Consider the following 16114-nt stretch of genomic DNA (forward strand, 5'->3'; position numbering starts at 1 on the left):
CCATGACCGACAAGAACTTCGACAACAACGAGGTTCCTGGGAGCGAGGGGTCGGATGCTGCGGCATCCGGCCCCGCGCCGCAGAACCCGGACTCCACCGAGGCCAGGGCCGCGGAGGGCTCCGACGAGGAGCTCACGGTCGACGACATCCTGGGCACCGAGCAGACCGGTGAGGCCGCGGCGGAGGACGCCGTGCTCGCCGACCTCGAGTCCACGCTGCTGAACGACCTCAAGCGCCTCCAGGCCGAGTACGCGAACTACCGTCGCCGCACCGAGGAGCAGCGCCAGGTCGAGATCGAGCGGGCGAAGGGCGAGGCCGCCAAGGGCCTCATCCCGGTGCTCGACGACCTCGGCCGCGCCGCCCAGCACGGCGATCTGGTCGAGGGCACGCCCTTCGCCGCGATCGCCGACAAGGTGCGCGGAGTCGCCGAGCGGCTCGGAGTCGTCTCCTACGGCGAGGCGGGCGAGGACTTCGACCCGCAGCGCCACGAGGCGATCTTCCAGCAGCCCACCCCGGGTGCCGAGAAGACCACGATCCTCGAGGTCGTCGAGGTGGGATACCGCCTCGGAGACGTCGAGCTGCGCCCTGCGAAGGTCGTCGTCGCTGTACCGGCTGAGTAGGCAGGTGATCGATGGCTAGCCAGGACTGGTTCGACAAGGACTTCTACAAGACCCTCGGGGTCTCGAAGGACGTCAGCGACGCCGATCTCAAGAAGACGTACCGCAAGCTCGCCCGCAAGTACCACCCCGACTCCAATCAGGGGGATGCCGCGGCCGAGGCGAAGTTCAAGGAGATCAGCGAGGCGTACTCGGTGCTCTCCGATGCCGAACAGCGCAAGGAGTACGACGAGATCCGCGCCATGGGCTCTGGCGCCCGCTTCACGGCGAGCGGCCAGGGCGCAGGCGGCTTCGAAGACGTGTTCAGCCGGTTCGGTCAGCAGGGCCGCGGCCAGACGGCCGACTTCGAGGACATCTTCTCGATGTTCAATCAGGGCGGCGGGAGCTTCGGCACCGGTCGCTTCGGCCAGACGTCGGGCGGTTTCCGCGGCTACGGAGGCCCGCAGCGCGGCGCCGACGTGACGGCGCGCACCACGCTCGACTTCGCCACGGCCGTGCAGGGCGAGACCATCACGCTGCAGGGCGAAGACGGCAAGCCGTTCAAGGTGAAGATCCCCGCGGGCGTCGCCGACGGGCAGAAGATCAAGCTGCGCGGCCGCGGTCGCCCCTCGCCGGACGGTGGGGAGAACGGCGACATCGTCGTGCAGATCGCGGTGCGCCCGCATCCGGTCTTCACGCGCGAGGGCCTCAACCTCCGCGTCGTGGTGCCGGTGACGTTCACCGAGGCCGCGCTCGGCGCGACCATCGAGGTGCCGACGCTCGGCGGCGACACGGTCAAGCTCCGTGTGGCCCCCGGCACGCCGTCCGGACGCGTGCTGCGCGTCAAGGGACGCGGCGTCACCACCACCAAGGGCACCGGCGACCTGCTCGCCGAGCTGCAGATCGCCGTGCCGTCGCACCTCGACGAGGCGGCCCGCGAGGCACTCGAGAAGTTCCAGTCGCTGGAGCCGAACGAGAACCCGCGCGCCGACCTCATGGCGAAGGCGCGGCGATGAGATCACTCCGGTCGTCGAGCGGGCGACGCGAGACGGGACGTCCCACAGCGGAGTGTTCCGTCTCGTCGCCGCGCTCGCTCGACGGCCTGGGGCGCGCCTCGTCGGGCCGCGCCTCGCTCTACGGCCGAGGGTGGGTGACGCGTCATGGCTGAGCAGCGCATGGATGCCGACACCCCGGTGTTCGCGATCGCCGTCGCGGCCGAGCTCGCCGGCATGCACCCGCAGACCCTGCGGCAGTACGACCGCATCGGCCTCGTCGTGCCAGGGCGCACCTCCGGCGGCTCCCGCCGCTACTCGACCCGCAACATCGAGCAGCTCCGCGAGGTCGCACAGCTCTCCTCCGAAGGGGTGAGCCTGCCCGCCATCGCACGGCTGCTCGACCTGGAAGACGAGAACCGGATGCTGCGTCGCCGCGTCGCCGAGCTCGACACGGCGCTGCGAGCCGAACGGGAGAATCGCCCCGGCGTCCGTGTGTTCGCCGCGGGGTCGGCCGGTGTCGTCCCGATGCCCGGCGGCCGGCGCATCCGCCGCTCCACCGAGGTCGTGCTGTGGCACCCCGGGGGCGGGCGCGACTGATCCCCTGGAGAGGCGGATCCAGGGCGATCGCCGGCGCTGTGGAGAACGCGTAGACCTCGCCCCTGTGTGGACGACGGATGCGCGCGCGGTATCGTTGCGTCACGATGAGGATGACGCGTCGCACTCTGCTGATCGGCGCCGGAGCCGGCGTCCTGGGAGTGCTGCTCGCCTCCTGCACCCCGGAACCGGTGCCGTCTCCCACGCCCGATCGCTCCCCGTCGCCGCGCCCGACCGGCAGCACGATCGCTCCGCTCGCCTTCGCTCGCAGCAGGTGGGCCTCCGATCCGTTCGCCCTGGGGTCGGCCAGCTTCACTCCCGCCGGCGTGCAGGCGAGCGCGCGCGACGCCCTCGCCGCGTCCGTCGACGGACGGCTGTTCTTCGCCGGGGAGGCGACGGATGCCGATACTCCGGGAACGATGTCGGGTGCGCTGCGCTCCGGCACGCGAGCGGCGGAGGAGCTGCTGGCCGCGGCCGAGTACGGAGAGCGCATCGCCATCGTCGGTGCGGGCCTCGCCGGGGCGGCAGCGGCCGCACGGCTCTCGGGAACGGGTTTCGAGCTCACGGTCTTCGACGCCAGGGACCGTGTCGGCGGGCGCGTGCAGTCCGTCGTCGATGAGAAGTCCTGGCCGGTGCCTGCTCAGCTCGGCGGCTGGCTCCTCGGTGCGCAGGACGCCGACGTCAGCGAACAGCTGAACGCGCTCGACATCCGCACGGGGTCGCTGTCGGCATCCCTCTGGAAGTCGACGGAGGGCGACGTCGAACCCGTCGCCGACCAGGTGCTCACCGACGCGATCGCGTCGGCGCAGGCCCTCCCCGCCGACATCCCGCTGGCGCGGGCCCTGACCGACGCAGGCGCCGACCCCGCCGAGCCCGGCCTCGCCGCTCTGCTCGCCTCCCTCTCGGCCTCCTCCGGCTCCGACGCCGACCAGGCCTCGTCGTGGTTCCCTCCCGTGATCCCTCCCGCAGAGCGCACGGCGGTGCTCGGCGATCTCGGTGCGCTCGCCGCCCACCTGCTCGACGACGTCAAGACGAGCCTGTCATCGCCCGTCAGCCGCGTCGCGTACGACGACGCGGGGGTGAGCCTCGGCATCGCGACGGGCGAGTCGCTGTCGTTCGATCGCGTCGTGATCACCGTGCCGCTCGGAGTGCTGCAGAGCGACGGCATCGAGTTCTCGCCGAAGCTGCCCTTCGGTCAGCGCGGCGCGATCGCGGATCTGAGCATGGGTTTCATCGAGACGGTCTGGCTGCGTTTCGAGGAGCCGCTGCTCGTCACCGATGCCGCCATCTGGCATGTCGTCGGAGGCGACGCGACCATCCGCACCTGGTTCAACCTCGCACCGCTCACGGGCGAGAACATCCTGGTGGGACTCGTCGGCGGTGCGGATGCGGCGGACTTCGCCGACCTCGACGACGACGCCGTGCTCGCCGCGGCCGCGGCATCCCTGGCGCCGTTCCTCGCACCAGCGAGCTGAGCTCTGTTCACGCGGCGTCGGTGCGCCCCCGCCGCGTCCGGCTGATGAGCACGATCGCCGTCGCGACCAGCGCGAAGATCGCGAGCGCGACGGCGCTGGTGAGCAGGAACTCCGGCGGTCCCGAGACCTGCCGCGGGTCGAGGAAGTAGTACGGGTACCAGCCGACGAGCGGACCGCGCCACAGCGTCACGGCGCCCCATGTGAGGGGGAACGCGAGCGACGCGGGCACGACCCACCACGGCACCTCACGGTGCCCCGGGGTCAGCGCCCAGGCGAGCGCCGTGCACGCGGGGAGCCAGAAGTGCAGCAGCTGGTCGGACCACGGCACGTCCACGCGGATGCCGCGGATGCCGGCCTGCCACACGATCAGCGCGAACGCGAGGCCTGCGGTGATCGTCCAGGTGAGGACGAGCGCCAGGCAGACGGAGAACCAGCGGGGGTCCGTCGCGCGGAGGAATGCGAGTGCTCCGCCGATCACGAGCACCACGACGAGTGCGCAGTTCGACTGCACGGTGAGGTAGGCGAAGAAGTTCTCTCCGGCGATCGTGCGCGAGCTGAGGCCCCAGAACAGCCGGTGCACGAGGGCGATGACGCAGGCGGCCGCTGCGGCGAGACGCAGCACGCCGAAGACCGCTCGTGCCCTCACCTTCGCCTCTGCCCTTCCCCGCGCGGGTTCGCGCCATCCGGCGAGTCTACGGAGTCGGGCTGAGCGCGCGGGTCAGCGTGACCGCTCTCCTCGGCTCACGCATCCGACCGGCCGCCGTGCACGGTCCGCACGCGGGGTCTCCGCTCGTGGTGCCGCGTCCGCAGATTCTCGAATTCATCGACATGCAATAGATTCTTCATAGCGGGGGGCGCGAGAAGCCTTCTGCGTGACTGGAGGAGGACATTATGCGTACAGCACGCAAGGGCGCGCTTTTCATCACCGCGATCGCGATCGCCGTGGGACTGACCGGATGCTCCGGAGGGGGCCAGTCGGTGGCCGACGCCTGCAAGCTCATCAACGATCAGGGTGAGGCGATCACGAGCAAGGCGCAGAGCGCCATGACCGAGGCGGCGAGCGACCCCAAGGCTGCTGCGGAGACGCTGGCCACCATCGACGCGGAGTTCCAGAAGCTCGCCGACAAGGTCACCAACACGGAGGTCAAGCCCGTGTTCGACAAGTTCACCGACGCCTACAGCGACCTGGCGACCCTCATGAAGGACGTCGCAGAAGACCCGTCCAGCGCCGCCAAGGCGACCGAGAAGCTCACGGCCTCGTCGACCGCGATCCAGGAGTCGGGGACGAAGCTGCAGGACCTCTGCTCCTGAGCCACCCATGACCGCGGCGGCCTGTCCTCGATCTCGAGGGCAGGCCGCCTTTCTCTGTACCTCGGAGGATCAGTCCACGGGGTCGACCGAGAACCGGAGCGCGGCACCCTGCCGGAACGGCTCCACGACTTCGACGTTCTCGTAGGCGGGGCCGCCGGGGATGGGTGAGGCGCTCGCCCAGTACGACCACCGTGCGTTGACCAGCGCCTCGAGAGCCGGATGGGGGTCGTCGACGCGCCAGGTCTGCACCGCCCTCCGTCCGAGGAAGCGCCAGTGCTCGGCCGTGTCGGCGGAGTACTCGACCGACCACGGGTCGTCTTCATCTCCGGTGGCGCTCACGATCGCGGCATCCCCGTCGCGCGTCAGGGCGTCGAGCGGGAAGCGCGCGTGCTCCGCGAACCCGGTGCCGGAGAATCCGGGCCACAGCTCGGCGGGCGTCACCACGCGCCCGGCGAGGTGCAGGCGGCGCAGGCGCGCCCAGTTGCCCATGGTCGCGGTGAGGATCAGGTGCGACAGCGGAGCGGATGCCGCGTTCGCGAACCCCGCGAGCTCGACCTCGTGCGGTCGGTCAGCCCGGAACCGCACCCGCACTCTGACGTCGGCGCCGCTGTCGAAGCGCTCGACGCCGATCCACACGGTCAGCGTCTCGATGCCGTCGATGGCATCGATCACGCCGCGGGCCGGCGGGGCGTCTGACACCTGCTCGGCGAGGTCGGACGAGTCGGCCGACCAGAACCTCTTGCCGCGCTGGCCGGGGTCGAGGCTGCTCGCCTCCAGCTCGGAGAATCCGCGCTCCGAGCCGCCCTGCACGATCGGCTCGACGGCGACGAAGTTCACCAGCCGTTCGCGCGGGTGGTCGAGGTACGGGGTGAACACGCGGAGGAGGCCGCGCGGCCCGGGGATCGGCGCGATGCCGATCTGGAGGCCGTCCGGGTGCCCCCACCGGGGCTCGGAGGAGGCGCTGCCGGATGGGCGCAACCACGGGGTCGAGACGGAATCGGACATGCCGAAGACCCTAGTGTCTTGAAATCGATTTCGCTAGATTCGGGTCCATGACCGTCGCCGATCGAGGAGGATCATGTCCGTCACCGCAGCACCCCGCAGGACCGCCGTCGCCGCATCCGTCGTCCTCGCTCTGGCGCTCGCCGGATGCGCAGGGGGATCGGGTGTGAGCGTCGACCCGAACCCCGACAAGCCCTTCGTGCTCGACGGCGTCTCCGGCCTCACCGAGATCGCGCAGCTCACCGGTCCCGACGCCATGAACGACACGGCATCCGTGTCCGTCGCCGGCACCGATCTCGGATCCATGGTCGACGTCGGCGACCGCACGCTCTTCCTGTTCGGCGACACGTTCGGGGAGCGCGATCCCGAGTCGATCGGCGGGCAGGGCGGCTTCTGGCGGTCGAACGTCGCGGCCTGGAGCACCGACGACGACCCCTCCGACGGCATCTCGTTCGACGGCTGGGTGACGGATGACGTCGGCTTGGCCGCCGCGCTGATCGAGGGCGATCACGACGCCAACGGGGCGGGCGGAGAGGTGACGAAGATCCCGACATACGGCTTCACGGTCGGCGATGCGATCTACGTGTCGTACATGTCCGTGCGGTTCTGGGGAGAGCCGGGCGCCTGGGATGCGAACCGCTCGGCGCTGATCGTGTCGCGCGACGACGGCACGACCTGGCAGCCCGTCGAGGGTGTCGAATGGCCGGGGGGCTCGAACTTCGTGCAGGTCGCCACGGCGCGCGTGAGCGAAGGGGGCGAGGACTGGATCTACTTCTGGTCGATCCCCTCGGGGCGCTTCGGCGGCGTGCAGCTGATGCGCGTCCGGGCGACGGAGGAGGCGGTCGAGGACCAGTCCGCCTACTCCTACTTCGCCGGCGCCGACGGGGCGACCCCGCGCTGGAGCAGTGATCTCGCGGACGCGGAGACCATCGTCGAGGGCACGATCGGCGAGCTCTCCGTGATGTGGTCGACGTACCTGGAGCGCTGGATCATGACCTACTCGGATGCCGGGAACGCCTACATCCGCGAGGGGATCACGCCGTGGGGGCCGTGGGGCGACCCGATCGAACTCGTGCCGGGCGCGGACTACCCGGGGCTGTACTCGCCCTACCTGAATCCGCGCTACGTGAGCGACGACGGCAGGACGATCTACTTCACGCTCTCCCTCTGGGGACCGTACAACGTGTTCTGGTTCTCGGCGGATCTCGAACGGAAGGGCTGAGAAGCACATCTGAGACCTTGCGCATGAAATCGATTTCGCATAATCTGACGCATACCCGGTCACCGAAGATCGACGGCGCGGCCGGAACCCTTCGGCGGCAGCCGAGCACACAGCAGCGACTCGACGAGGAGTCCGTTCCTGAGGAGGAACCCATGAGAATCACCACACGCACGCGCCGCACGGCGATCGCCGCTCTCGGCGCGCTGACGGTCGGCTCGATGCTCGCCGCCTGCGGCTCGGGCACGCCGGGGGAGTCGGCGGGAGGCGGCGGCGAGAACGGCGTCACCACCGTGCAGTTCTGGCACCGCACGTTCACCCCCGTGGAGAACGAGTGGTACGCCGACATCGTCAAGAAGTTCAACGCCTCGCAGGACAAGATCAAGGTCGTCGACACCGAGGTGCCGGCGGACGCCTGGGACCAGAAGATGAAGGCCGCGCAGGCCGCAGGCAAGGCGCCCGACGTCTACACCAGCTCCGCCAACCTCCACGACCTCGTGAGCGCGGGCTCCGTGCACGAGCTCGACTCCATCGTCTCGAAGGACGCGATCGGCGAGATCCTCGACATCGCCTCCTCCATCTCGGAGATCGACGGCAAGCACTACGCGTATCCGCTGCTCCTCGAGCCTCAGACCGTGCTCTTCTGGAACACCGACATGCTCGACGCCGCGGGCGTCGACTCCAGCAAGGCCCCCGAGACCTGGGACGACCTCCTCGCCGCCTGCGCGAAGATCCAGCCCACGCTCGGCGACGGCCAGTACTGCATCTCCCCGGCGCAGGATGCCGTGACGATGGCCTGGTCGACGGTCGGCCAGCAGTACAACTTCGCCGGACACCTGGCGCTCACCGACGACTGGTCGGCCCCCGACATCGACAACAAGGGCTACCGCGCCCTCATGGAGCAGTACAAGGTGCTGTGGGACAAGGGCTACATGCCCAAGCAGCCCCTCGCGGCCTACGTCGCCGGCGAGGACTTCGGACAGCAGAAGGTCGCCTTCAAGGTCTCCGGCTCGTGGATGATGTCGGAGATCGGCTCCGACTACGCCGACCTGCTCGGCAAGACCGGCGTCGGCCGCTTCCCGAGCTCGTCCGACGCCGACGGCCGCACCGCCACCACCATGGGCAACTTCACCTGGGTCGTCGACGCGAAGACCAAGAACGCGGATGCCGCCGGGAAGTTCCTCGAATGGGCCATCGCCGGAGACCCCGACAACCTCGTGCCGTTCTTCGTGAACACGCAGTTCACCAAGGTGCCCGTGCGGCAGTCGGTGCAGGATGCGGTCGCCGCGAGCGAGGAGGCCGCGAAGGCCCCCTGGTCGAAGGTCATCGTCGACGAGATCGCCCCTGACGCCATCGCCGGCTCCACCTACCCGTGGGACGTGAACCTGGCCGTCGGCACCGCGATGGAGTCGGTCATGAAGGGCTCCGCCTCCGTGGACGACGCGATCAAGACCGCGAACGCCGCGATCCAGACCGTGATCGACCGCGACGGGCTGCCGGACAAGGCCCCGAAGAACTGACCCTGCCCGCGTGACCGCCCGGGGCCCCAGCGGCCCCGGGCGGGACGACGCCCCGAGAGCACGACGAGGTGGATATGGCCAGCCAGGCTGTGGAGGAGCGCCGGGAGACCCGGCGCAGGAAGAACCGCTATCGATACCGCGACAACAGGACCGCCTACTGGTTCCTGCTGCCGGTCGTGGTGCTGCTGGGGATCTTCGTTATCTGGCCGGCGGTGTACGCCGGATACCTGTCCTTCCAGGACTGGAGCTTCTACAAGGATCCCGAGTTCGTCGGCATCCGCAACTACGCCAACGTCCTGAAGGATCCGCTGTTCCTCGCCACGATCGGACGCGGCTTCGCGTTCGTGCTCCTCACGGTGCCGGTGATGCTCGTGCTGGCCTTCTTCTTCGCGAGCCTCGTGGTCGCCGTGTCGCGTCGGGCGGCGAGCATCCTGAAGGTCAGCATCTACATCCCGACGATCATCTCCGCCGTGATCGCCTCGATCATCTTCGTGCTCATCTACAACTACTCCGGCGGACTCCTGAACGCGTTCCTCGGGAACTTCGGCATCGAGCCGATCGCCTGGATCGGCGACCCGAAGTGGGCGCTGATCGCCGTGGCCGTGCCCGCGATCTGGCTGGGCATGGGCCTCACCTCCCTCATCATGGTCGCCGCGATGGTCGACATCCCCGCCGAGTACTACGAGGCGGCCGCGATGGAGGGCGCCAACTGGTGGCAGAAGACCTCGTACATCACGATCCCGCAGATGAAGAACGTCGTGCTGTACCTGCTCATCACCGGCTTCGTCGCCGCGATCCAGCAGTTCGAGCTGCCCCTCGTCATGACCCAGGGCGGACCGCTCGACTCGACGACGCTGCCGAACCTCTTCATCTTCAACCACTTCCGCAACGACGTGAACGTCGGCTACTCGATCGCGGCAGCGCTGCTGCTGTTCGTCGTGCTGGGGACGATCTCCGCCCTCGTGTTCAAGTTCGTCAACTCCGAGAGGCTGGTGGACTGATGGCCGTCATGCAGGAGACCACCCGCATCGTCCTCGCCGGCAAGGAGCCGCGCTCGACGCGGACGCCGCGCAGCGCCGGAGGATGGCTCGTCCTCCTCGGCAAGGTGATCGTCGGCGCGCTGTTCGTGGTCGCGTCGCTGTTCCCGCTCGCCTGGATGGTGATCGCCGGCTTCAAGTCGAAGACCGAGGTCGTCGAGACGCCCTTCCAGTTCTTCCCCGAGGTGTGGCTGTGGCAGAACTACGCGCAGATCCTCGCCGACCCGACCTTCCTCCGGACGATGATCTGGACGTTCTTCGGGGCCGTGCTGTTCACGGTCGGCAGCCTCGCGGTGAACTCCCTCGCGGCGTACGCCTTCGCGCGGCTGGACTTCCGCTTCAAGGGACTGATCTGGGCGATCATCATCACGACCATGTTCATCCCCGGCATGACGATCCTGCTCACCAGCTTCATCGTCGTCACCCGGCTGGCGATGCTCGACACGCTCGCCGTGCTCGTCATCCCCGGGCTCGCGAGCGCGGGCATGGTGTTCTTCATCCGGCAGTTCTACCTGAACATCCCGAAGAGCCTCGAAGAGGCGGCGATGCTCGACGGCTGCGGCAGGTTCGGCATCTTCTGGCGGATCTTCCTGCCGCTCTCCAAGCCGCCTTTCGTCGTGATGGGGATCACCGCCTTCCTGGCCTACTGGAACTCGTACGTCTGGCCGATCCTCACGATCACCTCGCCGGAGAAGTTCGTGCTGCAGCAGTACCTCGCGACGTTCCGCTCCGAGCGCAGCACCGAGCTCGGACTGCTCATGGCCGGCTCCGTGCTGGCCGCGGCCCCGGTCATCATCCTCTTCCTGATCTTCCAGCGGCAGATCATCGGCAACATCAAGATGGCAGGTCTCAAGTAGCAGTACCCATGCGGTGACGAGAGGAGCGGTCGATGGAGACCGAGAGCACGAACGAGCGCGGCATCAGCCGCCGAGGACTCATCCAGGGAGCAGCGGTGATCGGCGCGGCCTTCATCGCCGCGACGGCCCCTGCGCCACCGGCATCCGCCGCCGGTCTCACCGTGACGAGGGTCAAGGTGCTGGCCGGAACCCAGGCGCCCCTGCAGTACGGGGTGGGGGCGACGGATCTCGGCATCCCCGCGCGCACGCCCGACGGACGGATGCTGTTCATGTTCGGCGACACCTGGGCCGACCACGTCGGTGGCGCGAACTGGCGCTCGCCGGTGGCGCTGTACTCGTCGACCACGAACCTCGTCTCCGGCGTCACGTTCAACGGCTGCGCGGGTGCCGGCGCGAACACGCAGGGCACGGCCCCGCAGCTCTGGTACTACCCGCACGACAACTACTTCACGACCGTCATCCCGTCGGACGTCATCACGATCGGCTCGCGGATGTACCTGCACGCGATCGTCAACGGCCCGCAGTTCGGCACGGTGCGCTGGACGGAGCTGTGGAAGTCCGACGACAACGGCGCGACCTGGCAGCACACCGGGCTGCAGTTCCCCGCGGACATGGCCGGTGGCAAGTTCCAGTGCATCACGTGGGGCGAGGGCAACGACGGCTACGTGTACATCTACGGCACCGGCTTCCAGCGCGACAAGGGCATCGTGCTCTACCGGGTCCCGTCGAACAACATGACCACGCTGTCGGCCTACCAGCCCTGGGGATACGCGAACGGCTCATGGGGATGGGGCAAGCCGGTCACCGAGGTGCTGGGCGGCACGTTCGGCGAGATGTGCCTGCGGCCCCTCGGCGGCAAATGGATCCTCACGTGGTTCAACTCCGGCGCGTACCGGATCGACGCGATGGTGCTGAACACGCCCACCGACAACCTCTACACGGCCACGAAGACCACCCTGCTCACGGGGTCGGAGTGGAACCAGGAGGACGCCTCGCACGTGGCGCAGCTCTACGGCGGATACATCATCCCCGGGTCGACGCTGTCCGACCTCCACCTCAGCGTCAGCCAGTGGCGCACCGACAACAACAGCGTCTACCACTCCGAGCAGTTCCGGGTGCAGGGGCTCGTCTGAGTCCCGCCGCGCGGTGCGCGGTGTGTAGCGGGCGGCGCGGCGAGGAGGGGCCATGGACAGTGGTTCGGCAGAGGACGTCGTCAAGACGGGGCGTTCTCGCGAGCGATCCGTCAACGAGGCGCTGCACTATCTCGCCATGGAGGTCGTACCCCCGCCCTTTCGGGCCCCGCGACTCGTCTCGTGGGGGTCGGAGGGGATGGTGTTGCGTCGCCTCGACGGTGCAGTGCTCGGCGAGGGGAAGATCCTCGATCGGGGCGTGTCGCCGGCGACCGCGCAGCAGTGCCTCGACCTCGCGCTCTCCACCGCCGGGTGGGAGTCGCCGGTGGACGGACATCGGGTCGACTATCGCCGTCGACTCGGCTGGGGACGCGAGCGTGGCCTTCTCAGCACAGCGGAGATCGACCTCCTCGGCGAGCACGAACGGCACGCGGACCGACGATTCCAGCACGGCGACCTCATCCCGTCGAACGTGATCGTCGATGAGGACGGCGTCGGCGTGATCGACTTCGAGTGGTCGGGGCGGAGCGCCGTGAACGGCCTGGACTGGGCGACGCTGCTCGTGAACGGGTGGAGGGCCGAGTCGTTGCGGTCGATCTTCCTCGGCGCCCGGATGGCGATGACGGCCGACGGCATCCTGAACTGGGCGACGGCGATCTGCCATGAGCTTCGCCAGGTCGAGCGGGACGGAGGGCAGAGCTCGTGGGCGCACGAGGCGCGCGACCTGTACGGGCAGCAGATCCCCGTTCTCCGGGATGCCATGGCGAGGGTGATGACGTGACGACGTGGAGGGGCCCGCGTGGACGCGCCGATGGAGCGAGCGGTAACGGGACGTCACACGCACAGGAGACGGATAGAACCGCTTCCTAGCGTGGTCGGCAGGGAACGACCCTGCTCCGCGCCTGGCGCGCGGGTGTCCTGCCACGAAGGAAGAACTCCTCATGACGAACACCACCGCCCCCTCCGCCTCCGCCTCGCTGGGACTCCTCGTCCTGCGCGTCGTGGTCGGTCTGATCTTCGCCGCCCACGGTGCGCAGAAGATCTTCGAGTACACCCTTCCTGGGACCATCGGCAGCTTCGCCGACATGGGAGTCCCGCTCCCCGAGATCGCGGCGCCCGTCGTCGCGTTCGTCGAGCTCATCGGCGGCATCCTGCTCGCCCTCGGGCTGTTCACGCGTCCCGTCGGCATCCTGCTGGCGATCGACATGCTCGTCGCGATCGTCGCCGTGCACCTCCCGGCCGGCCTCTGGGTCGGCGAAGGCGGCTACGAGTTCGTCGCCGTCCTCGGCGTCGCGGCCCTCGCGCTGGCGTTCACCGGCGCCGGACGCTTCTCCCTCGACGGCGCGTTCCTGCGCGGACGCGCGCCCGCCTGGCTGGCCTGAGCAGGATCGCCCGTCTCACCGGGCACGGTTTCGGATGCCGCGGCGAACACGCCGCAGCATCCTGAGATGGCCCGATAGCCGCTCCCGTCGCAGAAGATCCCGGAAACCGGCATCCATACCGGGAGGTTTCGCGACGGGAGCGGAGAACCTCAGAGTGCGGCGCGCTCGCGGCGCACCCAGGATTCGACGGATGCCGCGACCTCCTGCGGGGTCAGCGCGTCCGTGTCGATGATCTCGGCCGACCACCGCGGGTCTCCCGGTTCCAGGTCGGCCCAGCGCTCCCACCGCATCGGCAGGGGGCTCGCGACGCGGATCACCTCCGGGGCGTGCCGGGGGTCGAGGGTGTGCGCGCGGAACCACTCGCCGAAGCGGTTGTGGTGCACGATCGCCTCCAGGTGCTCGCCGCGGTGCACCAGCCGCTCCGTGCGCACGTCAGGGGAGCAGTCGAGCAGGCACACGCGGATGCCGTCGAGCTGATCGGCGGAGGGTGCGGCGAGGAGCTCGCCCATCGGCACCTGGCCGCACAGCAGCACGTGGGCGCCGTCGGCCTGGGCGATCAGCGCCTGCTGAACCCAGTGCTCGACGGCGCCGTGCCGCCACGCGGTGTCCGCCCCGTCGGGAACCCCGATCGAGTCGAACTCCACGCAGCGGACCGGGACTCCCCAGTCCACGGTCTCGAGGTGCGCCAGCACGGTCGACTTGCCCGCGCCGCTCGCACCGGTCAGAGAGAACAGCATCCGCCCTCCGTCAGCTCCGCGGCTCGCGCGGCGGGGTCGCCCCGATGTCGGGCACCGGGGCCGTGCCTAGGTGCACCTCCAGGTCGTCTGCGGTCGGCGTCTTCGGCCGACGAGCCGTGGGGCGGTCGAGGTAGAACATCGCCGTGGAGGCGATGTCGTCACGGAGCGGCAGGTAGCGCCAGCCGCTGCGCCATCCGAGCGCCTGGATGTCGACCTTCGGGATGCCGGTGGCGAAGTGGATCGGGTCGAGCAGGTGCCAGCGGTACATGCCGAACCGCTGCTGACTCACGTACAGCCCATCGGGCTTGATGACCTGCGGCATCCCGAGGTAGGGCGTGGAGAACTCGGTGTATCCCTTGCCGGGGATGTCGAAGTTCCACGCGCCGCCGAAGTAGTCCTCGGTGCCGGTTCCGCAGATGGTGGGGTACTCGGCGTCGTCGTCGAGGTAGAACTTGATCTCGCCCTCGCCCCACCAGCCGTTGGAGTTCACGCCCCAGGCGATGTAGGTGCCGACGTACTGACCCTGGCCTTCGATGCCCTCCAGGATGACGTGGGGCGTGAGGTCCTCGAGCGGGTTCGAGCGCCGCCACTGCGCGTGGAAGTACGCGTCGTTCGAGTGGTCGCCGCCGATCTCGTACGTCACCTGGTAGTAGATGCGCACGTCGACGTCCGAGGTGTTCTCGATCGTGAGGCGCGCGCCGTCGCGGAACGGCATGGGCCAGTACGAGTTGAAGCCGCCGTGCGGGTTCGCGGCGATGGCCTGCGAGTTCACCTGCGCGAAGACGCCCCAGCCGTTGCAGAAGAAGTCGCCGTAGGGGACCTCGACGGCCGGCTCGTCTGCGCCGTCCCAGTAGGCGCGCAGCAGGAGCGTGCGCCAGTTGTCGGTGTGGGTGGTGATCCAGATGTGCGTGATCTTGCCCGATCCCTGGATGCGGGCGAGGTCGAAGGTCTCTCCCGCCCTCACGTCGACGCTCGGCGAGATCTTCCAGCCGGGGCCGAGGTCGCGGGCGCACGAGGCCCCCGTTCCCTCGGTCGCCCGGCCCCCGCCCCCAGCGGATCCATCGAAGTTCTCCGGCGAGATCGACCGCGTCTGCACGGGGCGCAGCGCTGCGAGGGATGCCAGATCGGAGGGTGTGAAAGTCATGAGCGCCAATGTAATCGATTTCACTCCTGAACGCCATAGATCGCCCTCCTGCGCGCTACTGTTGCTTTCATCTCCGACGGGGTCGGGGCAGCAGTGAGGGTGGGCATGGCTACGATCTACGACGTCGCGGCGCTCGCGGGCGTCTCTCCCGCGACGGTCTCGCGCGTGTTCAACGGCACGAGCGTCTCCGACGAGAAGGTGGCCGCCGTGCGGGATGCCGCGGCGAAGCTGAACTTCACGCCGAATCGCACCGCGCGCACGCTCCGTCGTCAGAGCTCCGAGGTCATCGCCCTCGTCATCCCCGACATCGAGAACCCCTACTTCACCGAGATGGCCCGCGGCGTCGAGGACGTCGCCTCCGAGGCCGGGTACTCCGTCGTGCTGTGCAACTCCGATTCGCAGACCGTGAAGGAGGCGACCTACCTGCGCATCGCGGTCGCCGAGCACATGTCGGGCGTCATCATCGCGACCGCCGACGAGGGCACCAGCCTCGATGAGATCCTCGCGACGGGGCGGCCGGTGGTGGCCGTCGACCGCAGCACGAGCTACGACATCGACGGGGTCGTCATGGCCAACCGCGCCGCCGGCACCTCGGCGACACAGGACCTGATCAACGCGGGATACCGCCGTATCGCCTACATCGGCGGCCCCGAGCACATCGACACCGCCGCCGAGCGTGCGGCCGGGTGGCGCTCCGCCCTGTCGGCCGCACAGCCGGATGCCGACATCGAGTCCCTGGCGCGCTTCGCGACCTTCCGCGTGGACGGCGGTCGCGCGGCGATGGAGGAGCTGCTGGCCCTGCCCGAACCGCCCGACGCTGTCGTCGCCGGAAACAACCTCATCGGGGTGGGGGCGATCCAGGTGCTCACCGAGCGGGGGCTCACCCCGCCCAAGGTGGGCGTCGCCGTCATCGGCTCCCTGCCCTTCACCACGCTGTCGCCGACCGCGGTGACGGTCGTGCGGCTGCCCGCGCGCCACATGGGCGTCACGGCGGCCCGGATGCTGCTCGAGCGCATCGGCGGCGACACCCAGCCGGCGCGCACGATCGTGCTCCGCAACGAGGTGCAGCCCGCCTCGGCCCTGCGCGTCTGAGCCGATCCGGACGGATGCTCCCT

At 69.2% G+C, this 16114-nt stretch carries 17 protein-coding genes; 13 read left to right on the forward strand and 4 right to left on the reverse strand.

What is annotated here, in order from left to right; genetic code table 11:
* Positions 1–2 precede the first annotated feature (2 nt).
* From LC438_RS01715 to LC438_RS01730, 4 genes are all read left to right on the forward strand, one after another.
* Positions 3–620, forward strand: coding sequence for a nucleotide exchange factor GrpE (locus LC438_RS01715; RefSeq protein WP_105676403.1), 618 nt, complete (start codon positions 3–5; stop codon positions 618–620).
* A gap of 11 nt (positions 621–631) precedes the next feature.
* Complete coding sequence (locus LC438_RS01720; protein WP_105676402.1) at positions 632–1612, forward strand: DnaJ C-terminal domain-containing protein; 981 nt, start codon at positions 632–634, stop codon at positions 1610–1612.
* Between the two features lie 144 nt (positions 1613–1756).
* Positions 1757–2188, forward strand: a complete 432-nt coding sequence (locus LC438_RS01725) for a heat shock protein transcriptional repressor HspR (RefSeq protein ID WP_105676400.1) — start codon at positions 1757–1759, stop codon at positions 2186–2188.
* Positions 2189–2298: 110 nt separating this feature from the next.
* The gene (locus LC438_RS01730) at positions 2299–3660 is read left to right on the forward strand and encodes an FAD-dependent oxidoreductase (protein ID WP_223585641.1); all 1362 of its coding nucleotides are present in this window, start codon (positions 2299–2301) and stop codon (positions 3658–3660) included.
* A gap of 7 nt (positions 3661–3667) precedes the next feature.
* On the opposite strand, the gene LC438_RS01735 is transcribed toward LC438_RS01730, so the two are convergent.
* Positions 3668–4306, reverse strand: coding sequence for a Pr6Pr family membrane protein (locus LC438_RS01735; RefSeq protein WP_223585642.1), 639 nt, complete (start codon positions 4304–4306; stop codon positions 3668–3670).
* A gap of 245 nt (positions 4307–4551) precedes the next feature.
* Here LC438_RS01735 and LC438_RS01740 point away from each other — a divergent pair, with 245 nt between their 5' ends.
* Positions 4552–4971, forward strand: a complete 420-nt coding sequence (locus LC438_RS01740; RefSeq protein ID WP_105676398.1) for a hypothetical protein — start codon at positions 4552–4554, stop codon at positions 4969–4971.
* 69 nt (positions 4972–5040) lie between these two features.
* On the opposite strand, the gene LC438_RS01745 is transcribed toward LC438_RS01740, so the two are convergent.
* Positions 5041–5976, reverse strand: coding sequence for a hypothetical protein (locus LC438_RS01745; protein ID WP_223585643.1), 936 nt, complete (start codon positions 5974–5976; stop codon positions 5041–5043).
* A 73-nt stretch (positions 5977–6049) separates the two neighbouring features.
* Between LC438_RS01745 and LC438_RS01750 the strand changes: the two genes are divergently transcribed.
* From LC438_RS01750 to LC438_RS01780, 7 genes are all read left to right on the forward strand, one after another.
* Positions 6050–7195: a DUF4185 domain-containing protein gene (locus tag LC438_RS01750; RefSeq protein ID WP_223585644.1), complete on the forward strand. Its 1146-nt coding sequence runs from the start codon at positions 6050–6052 to the stop codon at positions 7193–7195.
* Positions 7196–7347: 152 nt separating this feature from the next.
* Positions 7348–8712: an extracellular solute-binding protein gene (locus LC438_RS01755; RefSeq protein ID WP_223585645.1), complete on the forward strand. Its 1365-nt coding sequence runs from the start codon at positions 7348–7350 to the stop codon at positions 8710–8712.
* Positions 8713–8786: 74 nt separating this feature from the next.
* Positions 8787–9713, forward strand: coding sequence for a carbohydrate ABC transporter permease (locus tag LC438_RS01760; protein WP_223585646.1), 927 nt, complete (start codon positions 8787–8789; stop codon positions 9711–9713).
* Positions 9713–10606, forward strand: a complete 894-nt coding sequence (locus LC438_RS01765) for a carbohydrate ABC transporter permease (RefSeq protein WP_105676393.1) — start codon at positions 9713–9715, stop codon at positions 10604–10606. Before LC438_RS01760 ends, LC438_RS01765 begins: the two co-directional genes overlap by 1 nt.
* A gap of 32 nt (positions 10607–10638) precedes the next feature.
* Positions 10639–11739, forward strand: a complete 1101-nt coding sequence (locus LC438_RS01770; RefSeq protein WP_105676391.1) for a DUF4185 domain-containing protein — start codon at positions 10639–10641, stop codon at positions 11737–11739.
* Positions 11740–11791: 52 nt separating this feature from the next.
* Positions 11792–12517 carry a phosphotransferase gene (locus tag LC438_RS01775; protein WP_223585647.1) on the forward strand — a complete coding sequence of 242 codons (726 nt, stop codon included), beginning with the start codon at positions 11792–11794 and terminating at the stop codon, positions 12515–12517.
* Between the two features lie 160 nt (positions 12518–12677).
* Positions 12678–13118: a DoxX family protein gene (locus LC438_RS01780; RefSeq protein WP_105676389.1), complete on the forward strand. Its 441-nt coding sequence runs from the start codon at positions 12678–12680 to the stop codon at positions 13116–13118.
* Positions 13119–13267: 149 nt separating this feature from the next.
* Here LC438_RS01780 and LC438_RS01785 read toward each other — a convergent pair whose 3' ends face one another.
* Both LC438_RS01785 and LC438_RS01790 read right to left on the reverse strand, forming a co-directional pair.
* Positions 13268–13855, reverse strand: coding sequence for an AAA family ATPase (locus LC438_RS01785; RefSeq protein ID WP_223585648.1), 588 nt, complete (start codon positions 13853–13855; stop codon positions 13268–13270).
* A gap of 10 nt (positions 13856–13865) precedes the next feature.
* Positions 13866–14999: a glycoside hydrolase family 172 protein gene (locus tag LC438_RS01790; RefSeq protein ID WP_223585649.1), complete on the reverse strand. Its 1134-nt coding sequence runs from the start codon at positions 14997–14999 to the stop codon at positions 13866–13868.
* Between the two features lie 105 nt (positions 15000–15104).
* Between LC438_RS01790 and LC438_RS01795 the strand changes: the two genes are divergently transcribed.
* Positions 15105–16091 (forward strand): LacI family DNA-binding transcriptional regulator, encoded by a 987-nt coding sequence (locus tag LC438_RS01795; RefSeq protein ID WP_105676385.1) that lies wholly within the window; start codon positions 15105–15107, stop codon positions 16089–16091.
* Positions 16092–16114 lie beyond the last annotated feature (23 nt).

The organism is Microbacterium sp. OVT16B (assembly GCF_019969705.1).
Classification (GTDB): domain Bacteria; phylum Actinomycetota; class Actinomycetes; order Actinomycetales; family Microbacteriaceae; genus Microbacterium; species Microbacterium natoriense.